Here is a 17,854-nt window from a genome sequence, read left to right as displayed (position 1 = left end):
AATGTCTTACGTATTCGGGGTGTTCGACGTTAGAGGTTCGGCGCCCTCAAGACCGAGCGCCGCGCGGGCGGCGCTCGATCTCATAGGCGCCGCAACCCTGTCGCCAAACACCTTCTCGCCACCACACAATGATCAAGGCTTGCCAGCAGCCCCCTTCCATCCCCCACCCAACGCCAAAAACACCCCAATCTGCCCCACCGCGACCTGGCTATTCGCCGCCGCCAACTGCGCGCGCATATCGGTATACGTCCGCGTCGCCTGCAAATCCGCCAGGAACGACTCACGCCCAGCCTGGTAATACCGGTGCGTCTGGTCCGCCGCTTCCTTGGCCGACTTCTCTGCCTCGGCCAATGCATCACGCCGGTCGAGCAAGGCGCTGTACTGCGCCAGCCGGGTCTGGGTCTCGCGGATGGCGTTCAGCACCACGCCGTCGAAATGCGCCAGCGCCGCTTGGGTCGAGGCTTCGGCCATGCGGATGCGGGCACGGGTGCCGTTGGTGGGGATGGTCCAGCTGATCTGTGGGCCAAAGCCCCAGCGGTTGGTGGAAGGCTCGCCAAGGTTCTCGAGGATACCGATGGTGCCCACCTGGGCGCCGATGCTGATATCCGGGTACAGCGCGCCCGTGGCCACGCCGATGTAAGCGGTGGCGGCCGCCAGTTGGCGCTCGGCCTGGCGCACGTCGGGGCGCCGCTTGAGTAGCGCGGCACCGTCGCCGACCGGGATCAGTTGGGCCAGGTGCGGCAGTTCGGCGCAATCGGCGGTGCCGGCGGGCAGCTGCTCGACCGGTTTGGCCAGCAGTGCGGCCAGGGTATACAGGCCGGTCTCGCGCTCGGCCTTGAAGCGTGGCAGTTCGGCGCGCAGGGATTTGAATTGGGTCTGCGAGCGGGTGACCTGGGTTTCGTCGCCACGGCCGGCATCGCGCAGGCGCTGGTTCAGCTTTACGCCTTGCTCCTGCAGGTCCAGTGACTCGCGGGCAATGTGGTATTCCTCGTTGGCCGAGCACACCTGGGTGTAGGCCTTGACCACATCCGCCACCAGGGTGATGCGCGCGGTGTCCGCTGCGGCCTGCACCGCGTCGGCGTTGGCCTTGGCCGCCTCGGTGCCGCGCTTGAACGTGCCCCACAGGTCGAACTGGTAGGAGGCACTGATGATGGCCTCACCGATATTGGCCACGGGCACCTTCTCGGGCAGCAAAAAGGCCTCGCCAGACTCCTGCAAGCGCTGGGCGCCAGCCTTGATGCCACCACTGAAACCGCCCTGCGATTCGGCCACTTCGACCTGGGCGCGGGCCTTGGCGATGTTGGCCGCAGCCACCCGCAGCTCGGTATTGGCGCTCAATGCCTGGCGCACCAGTTGGTTGAGGCGCTGATCCTGGTACAGCTGCCACCAGTCTTCGGGCACCGGCGCCGACACCACACTGTCGGCGTCCTGGCGCAGCGGGCCGTTGAGGTCGCTGCGCTGCACGGCTGCGTCTTTCGGCACTTCGTAATCCGGGCCAACCAGGGCACAGGCACCGAGGGACAGGGCCATGCCCACCAACATCAGGCGTTTCATGGGCGTTTGTCCTCGATGATCGACACCGTGGCCGTGCGCCCGGCGATCATGCGGAAGTCTTCCGGCACGTCATCGAAGGCGATACGCACCGGAATCCGCTGGGCCAGGCGCACCCAGCTGAACGCTGGGTTGACGTTAGGCAGCAGGTTGGCGCCGCTGCTGCGGTCGCGGTCTTCGATGCCAGCGGCGAAGCTTTGTACGTGGCCGCGCAGGCGGGTGTTGTCGCCCATCACGCGGATGTCCACGGCATCGCCGATGTGAATGCCACCGAGCTTGGTTTCTTCGAAGTAGCCATCGACGTGATACGAGGCGCTGTCGACCACCGACAGTACTGCGCGGCCGGCGGTGACGAATTCGTGGTTACGCGGGGCGCGGTCGTTAAGGTAGCCATCCACCGGGCTGCGCACCACCGAGCGATCGAGGTTGAGCTGGGCGGTATCGACGGCCACTTGTGCCTCGTTGACCGCCGAGCGGGCGCGGGCTTCGCGGGACTGGCTCTCTTCCAGTTGCTCGGCCGCGACCAGGTTGCCCAGCTTGCGGTTACGGCGCGTCTCGCGGGCAGCCTGGGCCAGGGTTTCCTCGCGCTCGGCGAGGGTCGCCTTGGCCTGGCGCAGGGCCAGGCTGAAGCGGTCCTGGTCGATGGTGAACAGCACGTCGCCGCGCTTGACCACCTGGTTGTCACGCACCTCGACCTTCTGGATCAGCCCGGACACATCCGGGGCGATCTGGATCACGTCAGCGCGGATGTGGCCGTCGCGGGTCCAGGGGGCGAACAGGTAGTAGCCCACCATCTGCCACACGAGCACGGCGGCGAAACTCACGACCAGCAAGGTCAGGACCACACGGCCCAGGGTCAGCAAAGGTTTTTTCATGGCAGCATCAGGTTTCGGCAAAAGTGGTCGACCGCGCCCAGCATCACGGCGTAGAGGGCAACGTTGAACAAAGCCCGGTGCCAGACCAGGCGGTAAAAATGCAGGCGCACAAGCAAGGCGTGCACGCCCAGAAACAGCAGGTAGGTGAACACCATCATCACCAGCAGCGTGGGCAGAAACACCCCGCTGATATCCAGATCACCGATCACAGTGGGGCTCCATCGATGCCGGGGGGCAGTTGCGGTTGTTCGGTCGGCTCGAGCATCACCTCGACCCCAGGCAGCAAGGCCAAGCGCAGGCCACTCAGGGCATGCAGCAGGTGCACGCGGGCATCGCCGCGGTCGTTGTGGTCGTCCAGCGCCAGCCCTTGCCGTGCACGCTCCATGTTGCGCAACAGTGTGGCCGGGGCGTGCAGGCGCTGGTTGGCGCGCAGGCAGGCGGCGTAGTGGGCGCCGACTTCCTCGATGACCGTGGCCAGGCGCTCACGGGCCTGCGGGTTGGCGCGGGGCATGTAAGCCAGCAGGTCGAGCAGGTTCAGGCCCACGCGCAGGTCACGCAGTGCCACGCCGCTGTCCTGGCCAGTCTGCGACAAGCGTGGCAGGTGCTGCATCAGGCGGTCGAGCATCTGTACGCCGACCTGGCGGTGTTCGGCCAGGGTGGCGGGCTGGGTCATTTCGACGATGTCGCGCCAGGCGAACCGGGTCATGCGCTTGGCCGCCAGCTCGACACCGAACGGGCGCAGCAGCAAGGTCCAGATGAACGCGAACAGCAGCCCCACCGGGCCGGCCAGGTTGGCGTTGATGAAGGTCAGGAAGTCTGCGTCGTACGCGCCCTGGATGCTGATGAAGGTGGCGGTGTTGACGATGGTCAGCAAGGTGCCGAGGTAGAAGCGCGGCTGCACGGTCAGCGTGCCGACGCAGATGAACGGCACGGCGAATGCCAGCACCAGCATCGGGAAGTCGTGCAGGTTGGGCAGCACCAGGAACAGGTAGACACTGGAGAAGATCACCGACATCAGCGTCCAGAAGAAGAACCGGTAGATCTGCGGCGCTGGGTCGTCCATCGCGGCAAAGAAGCTGCAGGCCACGGCGGCGAGGATGACCGCACTGCCGCCGTCGTTCCAGCCGAGCAAAATCCATAAACCGCTGGCGACGATGATCGCGGTGACGGTGGAGAACACCGAGTACAGCATCAGGCCCCGGTCGAAGAAGGGCGTCAGGCGGCTCAAGCGCCAGTGGCGGTAAGCGGCGCGCCAGGGCGTGGCGTCGTCCTTGCGCAGGGCGTGCTGGAGGGTGCAGCAGTCTTGCCAGAGGTCGACCCACTCGGTCAGGCGATACAAGGCGTTGGACAGCAACAGGCCGGCGCGCTGGTCCAGTGCGGCGGCGCTGGGTTGCAGGCGGGTGATCTGCTCGTGCAAGGCGGCCCAGGGCGCCAGGGAGGCATCGTCGGCAGTGCCTTTGAGCCACTCGCGGGCCTCGGCCAGCAACGGTTGCAACTGGGCGAACTGCACAGGCGCACGGCCTTCGAGGGCGACCAGGGCGTCGTCCAGGGCGTCGATCACCGGCAGCAGGTGGATCATCCGCCCACGCAGCTCGCTGGCGTTCTTCAGGGTGTGGGGGCCGGCACCCTCGTGGCCGAGCTGGCCGATCATCATTTCCAGGGTGTTGAACGTGGCCACCATCGAGGCACGCATGCCGCCCACCTTGTCGGCGGCGACGTCACGGGCCAGGTAGGTATCACTGTAGCGGATCGCCTCGGCAAACCAGTTGCCAGTCGAGCCAACCACCACCGGGGCCAGGCGGCGTGGCCAGAAGATTGCACCGACCACGGCCGCGCAGACAATGCCCAGGCAGATTTCCTGAGCCCGCGACGAGGCCACATCGAACACTGCGGTAGGGTTGTCGACCACGGCCAGGGCGATCATCGGGAGCGTGTAGCCCGCCAGCATCAACACGTAGTTGTTGGCGGTGCGCAGGTTCAGCGAGAGGAACAGCAAGGTGCCGGTCCACAAGGCGATGGCGACGCTCAGCAACAGCGGCGACTGCACCAAGGGTGGCACCAGAAATATCGCCCCGCCGGCCCCGAGCAAGGTGCCCAGGGCGCGGTACAGGGCCTTGGAACTGGTCGGGCCGACGAATGGGCTGGAGACGATATAGACGGTTGCCATGGCCCAGTAGGGGCGCGGCAGCTGCATGAGCAGGGCGATGTACAGGGCGATCATCGACGCGGCGAAGGTGCGCACGCCGTAGAACCAATCGCGGGCTGGGGGTACCGAGCTGAAGAATCCGTTCATGCTGCCCCGCCAGGTGTGCCGAGGCCGGCGGCTTCGAACGCGCGCAGCACACGTAAGGCGGCCTCGAGGTCAGCCTGGTCGATGCCCTGCAGCACCTCACGGCGCAAGCGCACCAGCTCGGCTTCGATGGATTCGGCCAAGGCACGGCCTTCGGCGGTCAGGCTCAGGGCCTTGGCGCGGCGGTCGAGAGGGTCCTCGCTGCGGCACACCAGCCCAGCTTTGCACAGCTGGTCGAGCAGGCGTACCAGCGACGGGCTTTCAAGGCCAGCGGCCTGGGCCACCGCCACCTGATGCACGCCATCGCCCAGGCGCACGATCATCAACAGCGGCGCGGCGCAGGCTTCAGAAATGCCGTAGCCAGTCAGGGCCGCGTGGCAGATGCGCCGCCAATGGCGAGCGGCAACCACCATGCCGCTGCTGACTTGCAGGCGCAGGAGATCAAGGGTCATGAAGGGAACCAAGGATATTCATAGTTTGCTAACTATCAATATACGCCTGGCCCTCCCCCTGTCGTCAACAGTGGGCGACGGGTAGCGTGGGTGAAATTCTGTTCATGCGTGGTCTTCAGGCCGCGAGAGCAACTGCGTTGCACATTCCCTGTGGGAGCGGGTTTACCCGCGAACACCGGCGAAGCCGGTGCCATGTACCGCGTTGCCTGCTTCGCGGGTAAACCCGCTCCCACAGGGCCCGCGACCTCCCACTGCACAGGTTCAAGGCTGGACCTGGTCTTCCAGCTTCATCGTCAGCGCCAGCGTGCTGCCCATTTGCACGGCCCGGTCGCGCCAGTCCAGGTAACGCGCGCGGTCGCGGCTGCTGAAGTGCACCGCCAGCTCCTCGGCCGCCTGCATCACTCCTGCCGCAGCCGCCAGCTCAAGCCAATACAGCGCGCCTTTGATATCGGCCTCCACGTACAGGCCATGCATCAGCCGGTAACCTACCTCGAACCGGCACCGCGCTTCGCCCCGCTGGGCACCGCGCAAAAACCATTGATAGGCCTGCACCAGGTCGACCTGCCAGTCCAGGTCGCCATCGCACACTTCTTCTTCATACAAGTCACCAAGGGCGGCGGCAGCATGCAACATGCCGCGGTCAAACGCCTGCCGATAACACTCGGCCGCCTGCACGTAAGACGTGTCGATGCCTTTGCCGAAGTAATGCTGCTGGCCCAGGTTGAACCAGGCCGCGGCGTTACCCTGCAAGGCCGCCATGCGCAGCAGGTGGCCGGCCAGCACGGTGTCGGCACGCCAGTACTTGCCATTGAGCCAGATCCAGCCGAGGTCATTCAGTGCGGCCACGCTGCCTTGCAGCGCTTGGCGGCGCAGGTCGGCGTACACACCCTGCAAATCGCTGGCCTCGTCCAGGCGGCTGACCAGCAACGACCGCTGGCTGGGCAGCCCGACCCCGGCAAACAGCCGATGACGCCTCCCGGCAGGGGCTGGCGGGGCGATGACCCGCTCTGGCAGAAGACGGGCAAGCAGCGAATGGATATTGCTGGCAGCAGACATGTTCATCCTCATTGAACGACACACAACCTCGACCTCGGCTGTGATGAGGCGTGATTCTGCGTGACGTCACGACAAAACCTGTCGCGAACGATTCGGCACGAGGCAACCAAATGCGACTTCCTTGATCTGAGCAGGCTGTGGCCAATTGCCATGCCCCGCTCGTGCCGCCATCCTATTGCGGCAAGCCTAGACAAGGACGTTATCTTTTGCCGTTCGCCACCACTCGCGCCACCCTCAGTCGTCAGTGGGCGCTGCTGCGCCAACTGCCCAGCCGCTCCCCAGGCATCACCAGCGCCGAGTTGGTGTGGCGCCTGCGTGATGTGGGGTTCAATGTCAGCAAACGCACGGTTGAGCGCGACCTCAACGAGTTGTCGCTGATTTTTCCGTTGGAGCGCAATGACAAGAGCATACCGTTCGGCTGGCACTGGTCGTCGAGTGCCGTGGGCGAGCTGCGCGGCAATTTCGACTTGCTGACGTACTTGCGCGGTGATGCGCTGCAGCCGGCCCAAGGCGAGGGGGTAGAGCTGGTGGCGCGAGTCAGTGATGCCTTGGCGCGGCAGTTGCGCGAGGCGCCGTTGAGCACCGACATGCAGCTGACGGCGCTAGAGCATGGGCATCGGTTGCGGGCCACGGTAAGCGATGGCTGGCCGCTGCGTTGGTGGCTGCTGAGCCAGGGGGATGGGGTGGTGGTTGAGCAACCAGAGGGGTTGCGCGAAGAGATTGGCAAGATGCTGAGCAATGCGGCGGCTCAGTATCAGACTCCATAGCCTGTATCGGCCTCTTCGCGGGCAAGCCCGCGAAGAGGCCGGGGGCAAGCTTACTGGCTAGCGCTGCATCCCCCACCGCCGCACGGTCAGCCGCTCCAGGGTGTTGAACACCAACCCCTCGACCAGCAAACCAATCAGGATCACCACCGCCAACCCGGCAAAGACCTTGTCGGTGTACAGCTCGTTGCGGTTCTGGAAGATGTACCAACCCAGCCCGCCCTTGCCGCTGCTGGCGCCAAACACCAATTCGGCAGCAATCAAGGTGCGCCAGGCAAACGCCCAGCCGATCTTCAAGCCCGACAGAATCGACGGCAAGGCCGCCGGTACCAGGATGTGCAGCACCAGGCGCAAGCCCTTGAGGCCATAGTTGCGACCGGCCATGCGCAACGTCTCGGACACCCCAAGAAAGCCCGCATACGTATTCAGCGCCAGCGCCCACAGCACCGAGTGCACCAGCACGAAGATCAGGCTGTTGTCGCCCAGGCCGAACCACAACAGCGCCAGCGGCAGCAAGGCGATTGCCGGCAAGGGGTTGAACATGGAGGTCAATGTGCCCAGCAGGTCACGGCCAAGCTGGGTCGACACCGCCAGGCTGGTCAAACCGAACGCCAGCACAATGCCCAGCACATAGCCCTTGAGCAGTATCACCAGCGACACGCCGACCTTGGCGGGCAACTCGCCACTGAGCAGGCCGTCCCACAGCGCAGCAGAGGTTTGCAGAAAGCTTGGCAGCAGCAGGTCGTTGCCTTGGTAGCGGGCCACGGCCTCCCACAGCGCGGCGATCACCACCAGGATGACAGCCTTGCGCAGCCAGCCTTGCTGCCACAAACGCTGGGCTAAGGGCAGTTGGCGTTCCAGAGGCACACTGAGCAGCGGCTCCAGCTGCACCTCGTATTCCTGACGTACAGGTGTAGTGGTCATGGCTGAAGCTCCTGTCAGTAGGCGATACGGATATCGTTGAAGCCAAGGTCGTCGGCCTGCTCGGGCGTGTCCGCCTCATCGAACAACAGACGATGGATACGCCGGGCACTGGCCTGGAAATCGGCGGCGCCCAGGCTGCCAAGGTCGTACTGATGGCTATGCACCTCGGCCCGTACCCGCCCTGGGTGTGGCGACAGCAGCAAGATGCGGTTGCCGACCACCAGCGCTTCTTCAATGGAGTGGGTCACGAACAGCAGGGTAAAGCGCACCTCTTCCCACAGCAGCAGTAGCTCTTCCTGCATCTTGCGCCGGGTCAGCGCGTCAAGCGCGGCGAACGGCTCGTCCATCAGCAGGATCTTCGGCTGGGTGGCCAAGGCCCGGGCAATCGCCACGCGCGCCTTCATGCCGCCAGAAAGGGTGTGTGGGTAGGCATCGGCAAAGGCGGCCAGGCCGACTTTGTCCAGGTAGTGCAGTGCCCGCTGCTCGGCCTCGGCACGCTTGAGCTGGCCCGATACCAGCAAAGGGAACATGACGTTCTGCTTTACCGTCTTCCAGGGTGGCAACTGGTCGAACTCTTGAAACACCACGATGCGGTCAGGGCCGGGGCCTTTGACGGGCTGACCCTGCAGCAGAATCTGCCCTTCCTGGGGCTCGATGAACCCGGCCACGGCCTTGAGCAAGGTGGACTTGCCGCAGCCCGAAGGCCCCAGCAAGACAAAACGGTCGGCGCGGTCGACTTCGAAGCTGACCTGGTGGGTGGCCCGCACCACGCGTTGCGCGGTGCGGTATTCGAGGCTGAGGTTATCCACCGAGAGCAGCGATGGCGTGGCGACACGGCTCAGGTTGCTGGCCGCGTGGCCTGGCAATGGGGCGGTCATGATCGATCAGCTCCCTTGCAACGGGCGTTCATCCTGGAAGAAGTAATCCTTCCACGACTCCGGCTTGTGCTTGATGGCGCCGACCCGATATAGGAAATCCGCCAGTTTGTAGGTGTTCTTCGGCGTTACCGTGAACTCGTACTGCGGGTTGTCGATCAGCTTGATCAGCACATCGCGGTCGATCTTGGCCTTGGTCACGCGGATGTACGTGTCAGCGGCGGCCGCCTTGTCCTTCTGGGCGAAGTCTGCGGCCTCGGCCAGCGCGTCGACGAAGGCTTTGTAGGTCTTGGGGTTGTCCTTGCGGAATTTTTCAGTGGCGAACAACAGGGTCGGCGAGTTGGGGCCAAGCAGGTCGTAGCTGTTGAGCACAACGTGCACGTCCTTGTTGGCCAACGCCTGGTCCTGGAACGGCGGGTTGGAGAAGTGCCCGTTCAGTTCGGTGCCACCGGCGATCAGCGCGGCCGTGGCATCGGGGTGCGGTACGGCCAGGGTGTACTTGTCGAGGCGGTTGTATTCCTTGTCGCCCCACTGCTGGGCGGCGGCGTACTGCAGGAAGCGCGACTGCACGGAGACGCCCACGGCTGGCACGGCGATGCGGTCTTTCTCGGAGATGTCAGCGATGGTCTTCACATTCGGGTTGCTGCTGACCAGGTAGTACGGGAAGTTGCCAAGCGAGGCGACCGCCTTGACGTTCTGCCGGCCTTTTGTGCGGTCCCAAACGGTCAGCAGCGGGCCAACGCCAGCGCCGGCGATATCCACCGAGCCGGACAACAGCGCGTCGTTGATGGCCGCGCCACCCGAGAGCTGGGCCCAGTCGACATCAATGTCGACGCCCTGTTCTTTACCGTGTTTTTCGATCAAGTGCTGGTCACGCACCACGTTCAGCAACAAGTAGACGATGCCGAATTGTTCCGCGATGCGGATTTTGCCTTCGGCCTGGGCCACGGCGGGGGCCGCCAGGCTGCCGACGACCAGGCTCGCGCCCAGGCCAATGCTTGCCGCCAGGCGGCTGATGGATTTACGCATGGTGTGTTTCCTCAGTCGTCAGAACGGGGCATCGCCCTGGATGGTGGTGCGATAGAGCTTGCGCCGCAGGTGCGCGGGGCAACCGGTGGCGAGGTGGATCAGCGAACGGTTGTCCCAGAACACCAGGTCGTGGGGCTGCCACTGATGGCGGTAGATGTTCTGCTCGAGCACGCTCAGGGCATACAGCTGCTGCAGCACGTCGCGGCTTTCGTCGTCCGGCAGGCCGACGATGCGGGTGGTGAAGCCTTCGCTGACGAACAGCGCCTTGCGGCCGTTTTCCGGGTGGGTGCGTACCACCGGGTGGATCACTTCCTGCACCTGGGCCAACTGCTCGGCGCTGAGGGTCGGGCGCCAGTTGCCTTCGAACTTGGTCTCGGCATACCGGGCCGTGTAGGAATGGGCCGCGTCGCGGCCGGCGATTACCTTGCGCAGGGCTTCGGGCACGGCGTCCCAGGCTTTGTGCATATCGGCGAACAGCGTATCGCCGCCCTCGCTGGGCAGCTCCTGGGCATGCAGCATCGAACCCAGGCTGGGGAGCTCTTTATACGACAGGTCCGAATGCCAGAACTTGCCAGCATCGCCCAGGCCGACGTTGCGACCGTCTTCGACAATGTTGGAAACGATCAGGATTTCGGGGTGCCCGGTCAGCAGGAACTGCTTGAGCACATGAATCTGCAGCTCGCCGAAACGGCGGCTGAAGCTGATCTGTTGCTCCGGGGTGATGCGCTGGTCGCGGAACACCAGTACATGGTGATCGAGGTGGGCGCGATGAATTTGGGTGAAATCCTCGGCGTTGACCGGTCGGGTCAGGTCCAGGCCGATAATCTCGGCACCGACGGCACCGGAGAACGGGCGGATTTCAAAGCTTTGCGGCTGGGCGCTGTCGATGGACGACAAGGCGTTCGAGGCGGCGGACATGGTTCACTCCCACGCAGTGCGCGACGTCAAAGGCGCGCAACGATCAGAAACGCACGGGGATTTCCCGTGTGGGTTCAAGTCGTGCGGCGCATCGATTGGTCGACGGGTACGCAGTGGGAGCAACTATAAAGTCATAAGAAAGATATTTTAAATATCTTTAATGAATAACCATATCACTGTAGATCGGGGCTGATCCGCGGTCAGATCAACCCGCCCTGCTCTTCTTCATCGATCAGGTTGTTCAGGCTGCCCAGCGCCTTGCGCGCCTTGGAACGGTTAAGCAGCTTGGCCTGCGCCCCGGCCGGCAGGTCGGTGATGCTGAACACACCCTTGGCGGTCAGCACATCGATCAAGTCTTCAAGCACGCGAATCATGTCCAGATCACTTTGCTTGAGCTCTTTGAGGCTGTTTTCCACTTCGTCGTCGGCAAACCATTCCTGAACGTCGGCATGGTCAGCAGGGAGTATTTCGGTGAATTCGTCAAAAGAGGCTGCTTCTACCCGCAGCAACTGGCCGCTAGCGTTGCGTTGCACGTAGAACATGGCGGTGTCCCTCGTCACGTTGGTTCCTTGTTGGTAGACAGCAGCATAGGCAAAGATTCCCGGGCACGCAGGCCCGGCGCACGAGTATGCGCTGTCAGGGGAAGGCAGGAAAGAGCCGGCACCCACCCGGGCGGTCTTCTCGACCGCCCGGGTGGGCTGGGCATCAGCTGTCTTTGTTATCGATACGGATGGTCGGGTCGCCACCGCTGATCAACGAGTTGATCGAGGTATTGGACCAGTTGACCCCTTCCAGCTTGATCGTCACATCGGCGTTGGCCAAGCCACCGGTGGCGTTGAGCTTGCCCTCGCTGCTGACCTGCAGCGTCGAGGTGCCGTCCACCGTGGTGATCTTCAGGTAGTTGTCGATGGTGCTGCCCTTCTCGAACTGAAGCAGATCCTTCAGATCGATACGGTCACCCTCGGCCACTTTGAAGTCCTTGATCACGTCGTTGCCGACATCGCCCGACTTCCACACGAAGGTGTCTGCACCACTACCGCCGATCAGGATGTCATCGCCTTGGCCACCGATCAGGATGTCCTTGCCGGTACCGCCCAACAGGATGTCGTTACCTTTGCCACCATCGAGCGTGTCATCGCCACCTTGGCCGAAGAGGATGTCGTTGCCATTGCCGCCCGACAGGAAATCCTTGCCGTCGTTGGCACCGGAGATATCGAACTCGGTGTAGTGCTCGGTGATGTACTGGTGGACATTGTTGGTGGTGATGGCACTGGCCTCGACACCGCTCTTCTGCGCAACGTACGCCTGCAGGGCTTGGTAGCCCTCGCTGACGACACCGTTGAGGGTGATCAGGTCACCGAAGATGATGTCGTTGCCGTTGCCACCATCGACCTTGTCGGCGCCTGGCAGGGTCGCCTCGGAATGCCCGAGGATCGCGCTGGCCAGGTTGGATGGGTCAATATTGGCCTGCGGCTTGCCGGCGCTGTCGTATGGCTTCAGGTCAGTCAGGCTGACATCGCTGTTCAAACCAATTGCCTGAACCTTGCTTACACCGTTAGTCCCACCCAAGAGGGCGAAGCTGGCAGAGGTGTTGCTCGCCGAGTCCGCGTAGTTCCAGGAATCGGCATAACCGGTACCGCCCAGGCCGGAGAACTCGTAGGTGCCATCCCCTTGAGCATGAATCGTCCCGATCGTGCGGGTGGAATCAAGCACCAGGTTGCCCCAACGGTTTTCTGTGTAGGTCAGCACTTTGAGGCTGCCTTCGCTGTTGATCTCAACTTTGTGCGTTGCGTCGGCCCAGACACTGAAGGTTTCACCCACCTTGTAGTTGTTGACGTTGACTACGTCATCCAGGTACTTGCCGCCGCTCCACAGGCGGTAGTTGGTCGTTTCATTGGTCTGGTAATAGGTCGGCTTACCGTCGGTGATGAAGTAGGTCAGGTTCTCTGCACCGCTGTTACCGGTAGCCATGGTGCTCTTGAAGAAGTTGGCCGTGGTTTTGAACACATCCTCATAGTTGGTACCACCGCCGTAGCTTGAACCACCCACCATCGAGTCCAGCACCGCCTGAAGCTTGGTCAGTGCGTCGGTATCGGCAAGATTGACCGCCACGTTCTTGTTTACCTGGGTATCGAAGTCGGCGATGAAGATATTCACCGTCCCCGAAGTATCAGCGCCCAGGCTGGCTTTCAGCGTCTGGAACACCGATGCCAACTGCGCCTTGGCCGCAGCGACGGACTGGGTGCTCATACTGCCCGAGCTGTCGACCATGAAGGCAATGTTGTAGTTCTTGCCCGCCACCACGTTCAGGCCAGCCACATCGGCGACGATGATGTCGTTGCCTTCGCTGCCATTGATGGTGTCATCGCCCGAGGTGCCCACCGTTGCCTTGTAGGTGGCGCCGTAGACAGTGACCGGAATCTTGCCGGTGATGCTGTCCGAACCGCCGAGGCTTTCGGTGGCCGTGGAGGTGACGGTGATGTCGAACGTGCCTTTGTAGTAGGTCGGCGGGGTCAGGGTCAGGCCGCTGAGTTTCCAGCCTGTTACGTCCACCGGCGTACCGCCGACAGTCACGGTGTGGCCCGCGCCATCGCTCAGCACAGTCCCTTTCGGAATGCCGCTGAGGGTCACGCTCAAGGTTTCGGAACCATCGGTGTCGGTCAGGCCGGTGCTGATACCGACCAGCTTGACCGAGCCACCTTCCGGCCCTTCGTTGAGCTTGTAGCCGTCGTAGTAGCTCTGGCCATTGACGGTGTGCAGGTCGGACACGCCCAGGCCAGCGTTGGCCATCTCGGTCACGTTCTGGTACATCGGGATGTTGCTGCTGCTCAGGTCGGTCACGGCACCGGAGCCCGCCTGAATGTTCAGGTCATAGCTACCAGGGCCTGATTGGTTGGCGTGGTAAACCTCGATCGGGTAGTAGCCGCTGGACGTTGGGGTGAAGGTGCCAGAAATCTGGCCACCTGCGCCCCAGGTCGCAGTTACCACGGTCTTGCCACCAATGGTGACCACCAGGCTGTCATCGGCGATGCCGCTGAAGGTGTAGGTCTTGCCGGCTTCCAGGAACAGCAGGCCCGACGTTTTCGAACCGGTGCCAGCGGTGACGCTGCCATCGGACTGCACGTTGGTGGTGGTCGCGCTGGAGGTAGCACTGCCGGAGTTGGCGAAGACCGTTTTCAGCGCATCGCCAGTGATGCCGTTGCCGTCGGTACCCAGCCCTTTGAGGGTGGTCCAGATTTCCTTGGTCAGGCCTTTGGACACGACATCGGTACTGCCAATCGTCAGGGTTGGTTTGTCGGCCACTGGGCTGATGTCGACCTTCATGGTCACTTCGCTGCCCAGGTTGGTGCCGTCGTTCGGCTTGTACTTGAACTGCGCGTAGTCAGCCTGTTTGTTGCCGACACCCGAGCCACCATAGCCGTCGGTGCCCGACTCGTTCGCCTTCGGCACGAACTTCAGGTAATTGCTGGTGATGTCGGCCTGGCTGACGACCTGGCCCGCTTTCACATCGACCCACGCGGTGCCGTTGTAGAACTTCAGGCTACCGTCGACCGGCAGCGAGGTGATGGTCACCAACAGGCCGGTGTTGCCATCGGCATCGGTGACCTTGAAGTCGTTCCAGGTGAACAGGTAGTCGGTGTCTTCCACGCCATTGACCGCGCCGCCAGTCGAAACCGGCAGGTGGTCGTTGTCGAGGATGTTGGTGGTGACACTCGCCTTGGTGCTATCGACCTGCAGGTTTTCAAAGTTGCCACCGGTGGCAGATCCGATGGTCACGATGATGTTTTCGGTACTTTCAACCAGCTTGTCGTCGATGGTCTTGATATCGAACGTGACGCTGCTGCTGTTGGCCGGGATCTTCACGGTGGAGACCGCAGTGTAGTCCTGGCCGTTAGCGGTGCCGCTGTAAGTCAGGGTAACGGTGACTTCCGTTTTAGCCGGGCTGCTCAGGGTCAGGGTGTATTTGCCGGTTTCACCTTCGGTCAACGAGGTGGTGCCGGTGATACCGATGGTGGTCACATCGCCCTGGTTGCCAGTGCCTGGGGTGCCGACACCTGGCTCGTCGTTGACCACGGTGGTGGCCGTGGTTTTGTCCAGGGTCAGCTGCTCGAACTTGCTGGCACCCGCGCCGCCTACAGACTGCAGCGCCAGGCCGACAGAGGTCTGGCCGATATAGACATCATCCGGCGCAGCCACGTTGACGAAGCCTGTTGCACTGTTGGCCGGCACGTTGATGACGGTTTTGCCGTCGCTCAGCGTGAAGCTCAGGGCGCCGTGGTTGTTGATCGGCAGGCCATCTTTGCTGGTCAGGGTAACGGTGTAGGTGATCACACCGCCTTCGGTTACCGAAGGCGTGGCGGTCAGCTTGGCGATGACTTCGTTCGAGGTGTCCTTGATGTCCACCGAGGCCGAAGGCTTGCTGACCACCAGGTTCTCGAACTGGCGACCATCCGGCACGCTGGTGCCGGTGATGCTGACGGTCAGCGAACCGGCATCGACGTATACGTCTTCGCCTTGCGCGTCGTGGGTGAAGATGGCCGAGGTTTCGCCCTTCTTGATCACCACCGACTTGCCTTCGGTCAGCTGCACCGTGAGGTCCTGGTCCAGGGCCTCTTTGATGCTGATGGTGAAGGTCGGTTTCTCGTTCTCGAAGACCGAGGTCTGGTTGGCAACGATGCTCAGTTCGACTTTGTCGCCCTGGTTGTTGCTGCCTGGGGTGCCTACGCCGGGTTCGTCGTTGACCGTGGTGGTGGCCGGGGCCTTGTCCAGGGTCAGGTTTTCGAACTTGCTGGCGCCCGCGCCGCCTACCGATTGCAGGGTCTGGCTGACCGAGCTCTGGCCGATGTAGACGTTATCCGGCGCAGCGACGGTGGCCGTACCGACGGTGCCATTGGCCGGCACGGTGATGACGGTTTTGCCGTCGCTCAGCGTGAAGGTCAGGGCGCCGTGGTTGTTGACTGGCAGGCCATCTTTGCTGGTCAGGGTCACGGTGTAGACGATCGAGCCGCCTTCGGTGACCGACTCGGTTGCAGTGAGCTTGGCGATGACTTCGTTCGAGGTGTCCTTGATGTCCACCGAAGCCGAAGGCTTGCTGACCACCAGGTTCTCGAACTGGCGGCCATCCGGCACGCTGGTGCCGGTGATGCTGACGGTCAGCGAGCCAGCATCGACGTATACGTCTTCGCCTTGCGCGTCGTGGGTGAAGATGGCCGAGGTTTCGCCCTTCTTGATCACCACCGACTTGCCTTCGGTCAGCTGCACCGTGAGGTCCTGGTCCAGGGCCTCTTTGATGCTGATGGTGAAGGTCGGTTTCTCGTTCTCGAAGACCGAGGTCTGGTTGGCAACGATGCTCAGTTCGACTTTGTCGCCCTGGTTGTTGCTGCCTGGGGTGCCTACGCCGGGTTCGTCGTTGACCGTGGTGGTGGCCGGGGCCTTGTCCAGGGTCAGGTTTTCGAACTTGCTGGCGCCCGCGCCGCCTACCGATTGCAGGGTCTGGCTGACCGAGCTCTGGCCGATGTAGACGTTATCCGGCGCAGCGACGGTGGCCGTACCGACGGTGCCATTGGCCGGCACGGTGATGACGGTTTTGCCGTCGCTCAGCGTGAAGGTCAGGGCGCCGTGGTTGTTGACTGGCAGGCCATCTTTGCTGGTCAGGGTCACGGTGTAGACGATCGAGCCGCCTTCGGTGACCGACTCGGTTGCAGTGAGCTTGGCGATGACTTCGTTCGAGGTGTCCTTGATGTCCACCGAGGCCGAAGGCTTGCTGACCACCAGGTTCTCGAACTGGCGACCATCCGGCACGCTGGTGCCGGTGATGCTGACGGTCAGCGAGCCAGCATCGACGTATACGTCTTCGCCTTGCGCGTCGTGGGTGAAGATGGCCGAGGTTTCGCCCTTCTTGATCACCACCGACTTGCCTTCGGTCAGCTGCACCGTGAGGTCCTGGTCCAGGGCCTCTTTGATGCTGATGGTGAAGGTCGGTTTCTCGTTCTCGAAGACCGAGGTCTGGTTGGCAACGATGCTCAGTTCGACTTTGTCGCCCTGGTTGTTGCTGCCTGGGGTGCCTACGCCGGGTTCGTCGGTCACAGCGGTGCTAACCGGCGTCTTGTCCAGAACCAGGTTTTCGAACTTGCCAACATCGGCGCCGTCGACGGTGGCGATCGATTTGATCACCGCGTCGTTGGTACCGACGTAGACGTTGTCCGGCGCAGTCACGGTGGTGAAACCGCTGGTGCTGTTGGCCGGCACAGTAATGACGGTGGTGCCATCGCTCAGGGTGAAGGTCAGCGCCGAATGCTTGTCGATCGGCAGACCGTCTTTGTTGGTCAGGGTGATGGTGTAAGTGATCGCACCACCTTCGGTAACCGAAGGGGTGGCAGTCAGCTTGGCCACGACATCGTCGGTGGTGTCGGTGACTTTGACCGACGCCGCGTCGCCCAGCTGCAGGTTCTCGAAGGCACGGCCATCGATGTCTGCTGCCGACTTCACGCCCAACTCGATTTCACCGGCGTCTTTGTAGACGTCGTCACCCTGCGCTTCGTGGGTGTACGGCGCGCTGGTTTCGCCGGCCTTGATAGTCACAACCGCGTTGTTGCTCAGCGTCACGACCAGGTCGTGAGCCAGGGCGGTGTTGATGTGCACGGTGAAGGTCGGTTTGACGTTCTCAGCCACCGAAACCTGATCGGCAGTGATGGTGACTTTGACCAAGTCGCCTTCGTTGCCGGTGCCTGGAGTACCCGAGCCTGGCTCGTCGGTGACAGCAGTGCTGACCGGGGTCTTGTCCAGAACCAGGTTCTCGAACTTGCCAACATCGGCGCCGTCGACGGTGGCGATCGATTTGATCACCGCGTCATTGGTACCAACGTAAACGTTGTCCGGGGCAGTCACGGTGGTGAAACCGCTGGTGCTGTTGGCCGGCACAGTAATGACGGTGGTGCCATCGCTCAGGGTGAAGGTCAGCGCCGAATGCTTGTCGATCGGCAGACCGTCTTTGTTGGTCAGGGTGATGGTGTAAGTGATCGCACCACCTTCGGTAACCGAAGGGGTGGCAGTCAGCTTGGCCACGACATCGTCGGTGGTGTCAGTCACTTTGACCGACGCCGCGTCGCCCAGCTGCAGG

At 62.8% G+C, this 17,854-nt stretch carries 13 protein-coding genes; 1 reads left to right on the top strand and 12 read right to left on the bottom strand.

Features of this window, described 5'->3' with window-relative positions; translation table 11 throughout:
* Positions 1–132 precede the first annotated feature (132 nt).
* From LOY53_RS00835 to LOY53_RS00810, 6 genes are all read right to left on the bottom strand, one after another.
* Positions 133–1,554, bottom strand: coding sequence for an efflux transporter outer membrane subunit (locus tag LOY53_RS00835; RefSeq protein WP_186681800.1), 1,422 nt, complete (start codon positions 1,552–1,554; stop codon positions 133–135).
* Positions 1,551–2,426 carry an HlyD family secretion protein gene (locus tag LOY53_RS00830; RefSeq protein WP_252826379.1) on the bottom strand — a complete coding sequence of 292 codons (876 nt, stop codon included), beginning with the start codon at positions 2,424–2,426 and terminating at the stop codon, positions 1,551–1,553. The genes LOY53_RS00835 and LOY53_RS00830 overlap by 4 nt, the downstream gene beginning before the upstream one ends.
* On the bottom strand, positions 2,423–2,635 hold the full coding sequence (locus LOY53_RS00825) for a DUF1656 domain-containing protein (RefSeq protein ID WP_027595114.1): 213 nt from the start codon (positions 2,633–2,635) through the stop codon (positions 2,423–2,425). Before LOY53_RS00825 ends, LOY53_RS00830 begins: the two co-directional genes overlap by 4 nt.
* Positions 2,632–4,719 carry an FUSC family protein gene (locus LOY53_RS00820; protein WP_027595113.1) on the bottom strand — a complete coding sequence of 696 codons (2,088 nt, stop codon included), beginning with the start codon at positions 4,717–4,719 and terminating at the stop codon, positions 2,632–2,634. Before LOY53_RS00820 ends, LOY53_RS00825 begins: the two co-directional genes overlap by 4 nt.
* Positions 4,716–5,168 carry a MarR family winged helix-turn-helix transcriptional regulator gene (locus LOY53_RS00815; RefSeq protein ID WP_085273902.1) on the bottom strand — a complete coding sequence of 151 codons (453 nt, stop codon included), beginning with the start codon at positions 5,166–5,168 and terminating at the stop codon, positions 4,716–4,718. Before LOY53_RS00815 ends, LOY53_RS00820 begins: the two co-directional genes overlap by 4 nt.
* A gap of 261 nt (positions 5,169–5,429) precedes the next feature.
* Positions 5,430–6,224 (bottom strand): tetratricopeptide repeat protein, encoded by a 795-nt coding sequence (locus tag LOY53_RS00810; protein ID WP_099452585.1) that lies wholly within the window; start codon positions 6,222–6,224, stop codon positions 5,430–5,432.
* A gap of 206 nt (positions 6,225–6,430) precedes the next feature.
* On the opposite strand from LOY53_RS00810, the gene LOY53_RS00805 reads away from it, so the two are divergent.
* A complete protein-coding gene (locus tag LOY53_RS00805) occupies positions 6,431–6,991 on the top strand; it encodes a WYL domain-containing protein (protein ID WP_258703480.1) in 561 nt (186 codons plus the stop codon).
* 57 nt (positions 6,992–7,048) lie between these two features.
* On the opposite strand, the gene LOY53_RS00800 is transcribed toward LOY53_RS00805, so the two are convergent.
* From LOY53_RS00800 to LOY53_RS26770, 6 genes are all read right to left on the bottom strand, one after another.
* On the bottom strand, positions 7,049–7,912 hold the full coding sequence (locus LOY53_RS00800; RefSeq protein WP_027595109.1) for an ABC transporter permease: 864 nt from the start codon (positions 7,910–7,912) through the stop codon (positions 7,049–7,051).
* A 14-nt stretch (positions 7,913–7,926) separates the two neighbouring features.
* On the bottom strand, positions 7,927–8,790 hold the full coding sequence (locus LOY53_RS00795; RefSeq protein WP_252826377.1) for an ABC transporter ATP-binding protein: 864 nt from the start codon (positions 8,788–8,790) through the stop codon (positions 7,927–7,929).
* A gap of 6 nt (positions 8,791–8,796) precedes the next feature.
* Positions 8,797–9,816 carry an ABC transporter substrate-binding protein gene (locus LOY53_RS00790; protein ID WP_258703479.1) on the bottom strand — a complete coding sequence of 340 codons (1,020 nt, stop codon included), beginning with the start codon at positions 9,814–9,816 and terminating at the stop codon, positions 8,797–8,799.
* Positions 9,817–9,834: 18 nt separating this feature from the next.
* Positions 9,835–10,734 carry a TauD/TfdA family dioxygenase gene (locus tag LOY53_RS00785; protein ID WP_252826375.1) on the bottom strand — a complete coding sequence of 300 codons (900 nt, stop codon included), beginning with the start codon at positions 10,732–10,734 and terminating at the stop codon, positions 9,835–9,837.
* 200 nt (positions 10,735–10,934) lie between these two features.
* Complete coding sequence (locus LOY53_RS00780; RefSeq protein WP_027595105.1) at positions 10,935–11,276, bottom strand: hypothetical protein; 342 nt, start codon at positions 11,274–11,276, stop codon at positions 10,935–10,937.
* A 163-nt stretch (positions 11,277–11,439) separates the two neighbouring features.
* Complete coding sequence (locus LOY53_RS26770) at positions 11,440–17,823, bottom strand: immunoglobulin-like domain-containing protein (protein WP_408981315.1); 6,384 nt, start codon at positions 17,821–17,823, stop codon at positions 11,440–11,442.
* Positions 17,824–17,854 lie beyond the last annotated feature (31 nt).

Source organism: Pseudomonas sp. B21-031 (assembly GCF_024748985.1).
In the GTDB taxonomy this organism is placed as follows: domain Bacteria; phylum Pseudomonadota; class Gammaproteobacteria; order Pseudomonadales; family Pseudomonadaceae; genus Aquipseudomonas; species Aquipseudomonas kermanshahensis.
The sequence above is the reverse complement of the archived record's forward strand: the minus strand, read 5'-3'. Positions and strand labels throughout refer to the sequence as shown.

Excerpts from the sequence above, each read along its gene's own strand:
- LOY53_RS00795 (WP_252826377.1), bottom strand. The coding sequence starts at position 8,790 with ATGACCGCCCCATTGCCAGGCCACGCGGCCAGCAACCTGAGCCGTGTC.
- LOY53_RS00815 (WP_085273902.1), bottom strand. The coding sequence starts at position 5,168 with ATGACCCTTGATCTCCTGCGCCTGCAAGTCAGCAGCGGCATGGTGGTT.
- LOY53_RS00790 (WP_258703479.1), bottom strand. The coding sequence starts at position 9,816 with ATGCGTAAATCCATCAGCCGCCTGGCGGCAAGCATTGGCCTGGGCGCG.
- LOY53_RS00785 (WP_252826375.1), bottom strand. The coding sequence starts at position 10,734 with ATGTCCGCCGCCTCGAACGCCTTGTCGTCCATCGACAGCGCCCAGCCG.
- LOY53_RS00835 (WP_186681800.1), bottom strand. The coding sequence starts at position 1,554 with ATGAAACGCCTGATGTTGGTGGGCATGGCCCTGTCCCTCGGTGCCTGT.
- LOY53_RS00800 (WP_027595109.1), bottom strand. The coding sequence starts at position 7,912 with ATGACCACTACACCTGTACGTCAGGAATACGAGGTGCAGCTGGAGCCG.
- LOY53_RS00820 (WP_027595113.1), bottom strand. The coding sequence starts at position 4,719 with ATGAACGGATTCTTCAGCTCGGTACCCCCAGCCCGCGATTGGTTCTAC.
- LOY53_RS00810 (WP_099452585.1), bottom strand. The coding sequence starts at position 6,224 with ATGTCTGCTGCCAGCAATATCCATTCGCTGCTTGCCCGTCTTCTGCCA.
- LOY53_RS00780 (WP_027595105.1), bottom strand. The coding sequence starts at position 11,276 with ATGTTCTACGTGCAACGCAACGCTAGCGGCCAGTTGCTGCGGGTAGAA.
- LOY53_RS00830 (WP_252826379.1), bottom strand. The coding sequence starts at position 2,426 with ATGAAAAAACCTTTGCTGACCCTGGGCCGTGTGGTCCTGACCTTGCTG.